The sequence below is a fragment of the Rhodococcus sp. EPR-157 genome (assembly GCF_001647195.1).
Lineage (GTDB): Bacteria > Actinomycetota > Actinomycetes > Mycobacteriales > Mycobacteriaceae > Rhodococcoides.
Map to the genome: position 1 here is coordinate 1 of NZ_LVCV01000373.1, position 5,034 is coordinate 5,034.

6 protein-coding genes and 1 pseudogene are annotated in these 5,034 nt (G+C 63.2%); 3 read left to right on the top strand and 4 right to left on the bottom strand.

Annotation, left to right across the window (positions count from 1 at the left end):
• Positions 1–233: 233 nt before the first annotated feature.
• Together tyrS and A2J03_RS17105 are read right to left on the bottom strand one after the other, a co-directional pair.
• On the bottom strand, positions 234–1,505 hold the full coding sequence (gene tyrS, locus A2J03_RS17100) for a tyrosine--tRNA ligase (RefSeq protein WP_068376166.1): 1,272 nt from the start codon (positions 1,503–1,505) through the stop codon (positions 234–236).
• Positions 1,506–1,572: 67 nt separating this feature from the next.
• Positions 1,573–2,184, bottom strand: a complete 612-nt coding sequence (locus tag A2J03_RS17105; protein ID WP_231912573.1) for a DNA-3-methyladenine glycosylase — start codon at positions 2,182–2,184, stop codon at positions 1,573–1,575.
• 100 nt (positions 2,185–2,284) lie between these two features.
• Between A2J03_RS17105 and A2J03_RS17110 the strand changes: the two genes are divergently transcribed.
• Genes A2J03_RS17110 through A2J03_RS17120 form a run of 3 tightly spaced genes read left to right on the top strand, consistent with a single transcriptional unit; the run spans position 2,285 to position 4,361 of the window.
• Positions 2,285–3,016 carry an ABC transporter ATP-binding protein gene (locus A2J03_RS17110; protein WP_068376169.1) on the top strand — a complete coding sequence of 244 codons (732 nt, stop codon included), beginning with the start codon at positions 2,285–2,287 and terminating at the stop codon, positions 3,014–3,016.
• Positions 3,013–3,768 (top strand): ABC transporter permease, encoded by a 756-nt coding sequence (locus A2J03_RS17115; protein ID WP_068376171.1) that lies wholly within the window; start codon positions 3,013–3,015, stop codon positions 3,766–3,768. The genes A2J03_RS17110 and A2J03_RS17115 overlap by 4 nt, the downstream gene beginning before the upstream one ends.
• Positions 3,765–4,361, top strand: coding sequence for a TetR/AcrR family transcriptional regulator (locus tag A2J03_RS17120; protein WP_197480834.1), 597 nt, complete (start codon positions 3,765–3,767; stop codon positions 4,359–4,361). The genes A2J03_RS17115 and A2J03_RS17120 overlap by 4 nt, the downstream gene beginning before the upstream one ends.
• Here A2J03_RS17120 and A2J03_RS17125 read toward each other — a convergent pair.
• Both A2J03_RS17125 and A2J03_RS31165 read right to left on the bottom strand, forming a co-directional pair.
• Positions 4,358–4,564, bottom strand: a complete 207-nt coding sequence (locus A2J03_RS17125) for a Trm112 family protein (RefSeq protein ID WP_068376177.1) — start codon at positions 4,562–4,564, stop codon at positions 4,358–4,360. The genes A2J03_RS17120 and A2J03_RS17125 overlap by 4 nt on opposite strands.
• 101 nt (positions 4,565–4,665) lie before the next feature.
• Positions 4,666–5,034 (bottom strand): annotated as a pseudogene (locus A2J03_RS31165) (acyl-CoA synthetase); the annotation flags it as partial.

Genomic DNA, 5,034 nt, shown 5'->3' on the forward strand with positions numbered 1-5,034 from the left:
ACTTCAATCGCCAGAACCCGTACAACCTCGTTGCCACATCCGTGAAGACCTGGTCGGTGTCCGTCGCTCTGACTCGACAAAAGTTACGCGAGCGAGAACGCCGCGTCAAATCCCCAGGTCGCCAGTTCACTCCCCGGCAAACACCGAGGTAGCGACCTGGTTCGACCCGCCCCACCCGTCACGAACCGAGAATTACACGAGTGTGACTCGCGGCACTCCCTGTCTGGCCGGCGTCAGCTCATGCGAACGCCCGCGAAGTTTCGTTTTCCACGTCGCACGACGAGCCATCGACCGTGCAGCAGGTCTTCAGGCGACGGAATCCACTCCTCGTCGGCGATCTTCTGGTTGTTGACCGACGCGCCGCCTTCCTTCACCGCGCGGCGTGCTGCGCTCTTGCTCTCCGACAACCCGGTCGCCACAAGGAGGTCGACGATGGTCGGCTGCTCCCCCACCGACAGCTCCGCCACCGAGGTTTCACCCAACGCCGCCGCGAGCGTCTGCTCGTCGAGGTCACCGAGCTCCGCACGGCCGAACAGCGCCTGACTTGCCAGTTCCACGGCCCGGGTGTTCGCCTCGCCGTGCACGAGCGTCGTCATCTCGGCGGCAAGACGCTTCTGCGCCTCCCTGGCGTGCGGACGCTCGCGCGTAGCCTCGTCCAGCGCGGCGAGTTCGTCCTGCTCGAGGAACGTGAACCATCGCAGGTACTTCACGACATCCGCGTCGCCGGTGTTCACGAAGTACTGGTACCAGGCGTACGGGCTCGTCATGTCCGGATCCAGCCACAGGCTTCCGCCACCCGTCGACTTACCGAACTTCTTGCCGTCGGCCGAGGTCACCAGCGGGACGGTCAACCCGTGAACGGATTCCGCATCCGTGCGCCGGTTCAGTTCCACGCCCGCGACTATGTTGCCCCATTGATCGGATCCACCGATCTGCATGGTGCACCCGTAGGTCCGCCGAAGCTGAACGAAGTCGTTGGCCTGCAGAAGCATGTAGCTGAACTCGGTGTACGACATACCGTCCCCCGCGAGGCGCGTCTTCACGGTGTCGCGGGCCAACATGACATTGATCGAGAAGTGCTTACCGATGTCCCGAAGGAAGTCGATCGCCGTCAGTTCACCCGTCCAGTTCAGGTTGTTTTCCACGATCGCGCCCGTAGGACTGTCGTCGAACTCGACGAAGCGCTCGAGCTGACCGCGGATGCGATCAGCCCAGTCGGAGACGGTCTCGGACGAGTTGATGACCCGCTCACCCACGTCACGCGGATCGCCGATGAGCCCGGTGGCACCGCCTGCCATGACAATCGGGCGGTGACCCGCTCGTTGAAATCTCTTGAGCGCCAACAACGGAACGAGATGACCTGCGTGAAGACTCGGTCCGGTCGGGTCGAAACCCGCATACACAGTGATCGGGCCGTCGGACGTCGCCTTCTTCAGTTCGTCCACGTCGGTGGACTGCGCGATCAATCCGCGCCAAGTCAGTTCGTCGATGATGTTCTTACTCACGACGTCGATCTTCCCGCATCCCTACACACCTGGGTACGCCAGCCCTGCTGTTGCCGATTGCGGACGGTCAGGCCGGTGCGGCCCGTGGACTCCGTCGGTAGCTCGATACCGATGCAGAGTCTCGGATCCAGAACCGCCACGGTCTGTCGGCTGCGGTGCTCACGCCGACTCGCGGACCTTCGGCGATGTCGATGTTCACGTCGACGTCCGCACGGTCCACCAGCACGATCGAAGCAGCGCGATCGAGCACATCGATTCCGTTGTCCCCGAGCGTGACGCCGAGAGCTTGCCCTAGATTTCCGGGTCCGCTGGCCATCTTTGCCACACCGGGTCGCTGTCCCCTCCGCGCGCGGACAGTGTCGATTCCCTCGACCACTTCTCCTGCGCGAAGCAAGACGGCACCTGCGTCGCCGTCAGGACCACACGTGATGTTCATGCACAGGTGCATCCCGTAGCTCAGGTAGACGTACAACCGCCCGGCAGGTCCGAACATCACCGAGTTTCGCGGTGTCGGGCCGCGAAAGGAGTGCGCCGCCGGATCCGGCCACGCCCCCGCATCCGGGCCGCCGTACGCCTCCACTTCGACGATCCGCACCACGACATCTCCAGTCCGGATCCGAGCGCCGACCAGACTCCGAGCTGCCTCGATCGGATGTGCTCTCAGGATGTCGACGTCCACATCCACCAATCTTGCCCGCTCCCCTTGACCGGATCGGACGGCAGGCTTAAATTCATCACACGATGATTTCATCGACTGATGAATTCCTTAGGAGTGCGTCATGCCTGACCCAGCCGTTGTAGTCGATTCCCTCGTTGTCGAGCGCGGCGGACGCACCGTCCTGAACCGCGTGAATCTGGCCATCCCACCGGGCACCATCACTGGACTTCTCGGTCCGTCGGGGTGCGGCAAGACGACGTTGATGAGATCGATCGTCGGCACACAGAAGGTCGTGTCGGGGAGCGTGACGGTACTGGGATCGCCGGCAGGGACGAAAGAACTGCGACGCAAAGTCGGCTACGTGACGCAGGCACCGAGCGTGTATCGCGACCTCACCGTCCGCGACAACGTCAGATATTTTGCCGCTCTGTACGGCCGCGACGGACAGTCGGTGACCTCCGCTATCGAGGCCGTCGGACTTGCAGACCACACACGCTCGCTCGCCGGCCAACTATCGGGCGGTCAGTTGGGACGCGTGTCCTTGGCCAGTGCTCTCGTCGCTGAACCGGAGTTACTCGTACTGGACGAACCGACGGTCGGGCTCGACCCTGTGCTCAGAGCCGAACTGTGGGCACGCTTCGAGGACATCGCCCGCAGTGGCACCACGCTTCTGGTGTCGAGTCACGTCATGGAAGAGGCCGAGCACTGCGCGGACCTGATCCTCATGCGCGACGGTTCCGTGCTGGCCCAGCTCACTCCCGACGAACTGTTGAAGCGCACCGGAGAAACCAATCTCGAACACGCATTCCTCACGCTCATTCGAACCACGCAGAATCTGGAGAACGCGTCATGAGCATGCAGATCTACGCCGCAGGCACCGGACGAATCCTCCGTCAGCTTCGGGAAGATCGACGGACCGTCGCGATGATTCTCCTCGTGCCGGCTCTGCTGATGGTGCTGATCTACTTCCTCTATCAGGACTACCCGACGGCGCCGGGAAGTCCGCCCTTGTTCGATCGAATCGCCATCACCATGCTCGGCATCCTGCCGTTCGTGGTGATGTTTCTGATCACGTCGATAGCCATGCAGCGGGAGCGGAGCTCGGGGACCCTCGAGCGTCTGCTCACCACACCGATGTCCAAACTGGACCTCCTGGCAAGCTACGCATCGGCGTTCTCGATAGCTGCAGTGCTGCAGGGAATTCTCGCGTGCGGCGTCGCATTCGGCCTACTCGGTTTGTCCACAGCCGGTTCGATCGGATGGGTCATCGTCGTTGCCGTACTGAATGCCGTTCTCGGCGTGGCCATCGGGCTGCTGTGCAGCGCATTCGCCCGCACCGAATTCCAAGCCGTTCAGTTCATGCCCGTCGTTGTCGTGCCGCAGCTGTTTCTGTGCGGACTGCTCGTTCCCCGCGACCAGATGCCCGACTGGTTACACGCGATCAGCAACGTACTCCCCCTGAGCTACGCAGTCGATGCACTGCAACAGATTTCCTCCAATCCCGACTTCACGAGTCGGATGGCCCTCGACATCGGGGTCGTGCTCGGATTCACCATCGTCGCGCTGTGCGCAGCGGCCGCAACACTGCGACGCCGCACGCCGTGACCGAACAGATCCGAACCGGACGCAGACCGGGACGCCCCGGCACCCGCGAGACCATCTTGGCTGTCGCACGGGCCCGCTTTGCAGCAACAGGATTCGACAAGACCTCGGTCCGGGCGGTTGCCGCCGAAGCGGGCGTCGACTCAGCGCTCGTTCATCACTATTTCGGAACCAAACGAGAGTTGTTCGTCGCCTGCATCGCACTACCCACCGATCCGGCGGTCGTGCTCGGCCCGGTGCTGGCAGCCGACACGGAAGACCTGGGCGAGGCACTCATCACCGCTGTGCTGGAGGTGTGGGAATCCGAGGCCGGAGAAGCCGTCGTCGCGGCCTTTCGCGCCATGATCGCAGGGGGCGACACCACTCTGCTCGGAACGTTTCTGATGCACATCGTCCTGAAGGACATCGCCGAACGCGTCGACCACCCTGCGGGGTCCGGCCAACTCCGCGTCAACCTGGTTGCATCCCAAATGTCCGGGGTCCTGCTCACCCGACACATCCTGAAGCTGGAACCACTCGCATCGACGCCGGCAGAGAAGGTCGTCGCATCGGTGGCGCCGACCCTGCAGCGCTACCTCACCGGCGAACTTCCCTAGGACTGCGCGCGAGCGATAATCGACTCGTGCTCGGCGTCGTCGACGTCCCTTGCGTCATCGGTGAGCAGCACCGGTATTCCGTTCTCGATCGGGTACGCACGACGAAGACGCGGGTTGTAGAGCAACTCGTTCTCCACCAGCAGCAGTGGTCCCTTGTCGACCGGGCACGCGAGGATGCCGAGGAGTGTCTTGTCGATTGCCACGTCAAAAATCCTTTTTCTCGTCCGTTCACTGCCCCGCGGATACCCGACTCCGCATCGAACAGCTCTATCAGCACAACCTAGCCGACTCCAGTACGCCGGAATCAGGCTGATCCACCGGTACTGTCGTCCGCCCTGCCGAACCGTTCCGCGGCAACAGCTTTGGTCAATCGTCGGTACGAACTGGAAGCGGTGTCGTAGTACCACGCCCGAGCGCTCGGCGCCGGAATCCCCTGCTTCTGCAGGACGGATGCACGCGGGCGGTAAGCGCGGCCGAGCGGGATGCTGTCGACGATGTGCACGATGTCCGGACGTTGCACGGGAAGCAGAACCGCGACGGCGTCGGTGACGGTCTTGGCGGGCAAGGTATTGGCGCCGCGCACCGAGATACCGCACACGGCAATCTCGTCGGCATGGTCGAGCCGCCGAGTCGCACGCGAATCACCACCGGTGTCCACCCCGTACACGACCAC

Excerpts from the sequence above, each read along its gene's own strand:
- A2J03_RS17110 (WP_068376169.1), top strand. The coding sequence starts at position 2,285 with ATGCCTGACCCAGCCGTTGTAGTCGATTCCCTCGTTGTCGAGCGCGGC.
- A2J03_RS17115 (WP_068376171.1), top strand. The coding sequence starts at position 3,013 with ATGAGCATGCAGATCTACGCCGCAGGCACCGGACGAATCCTCCGTCAG.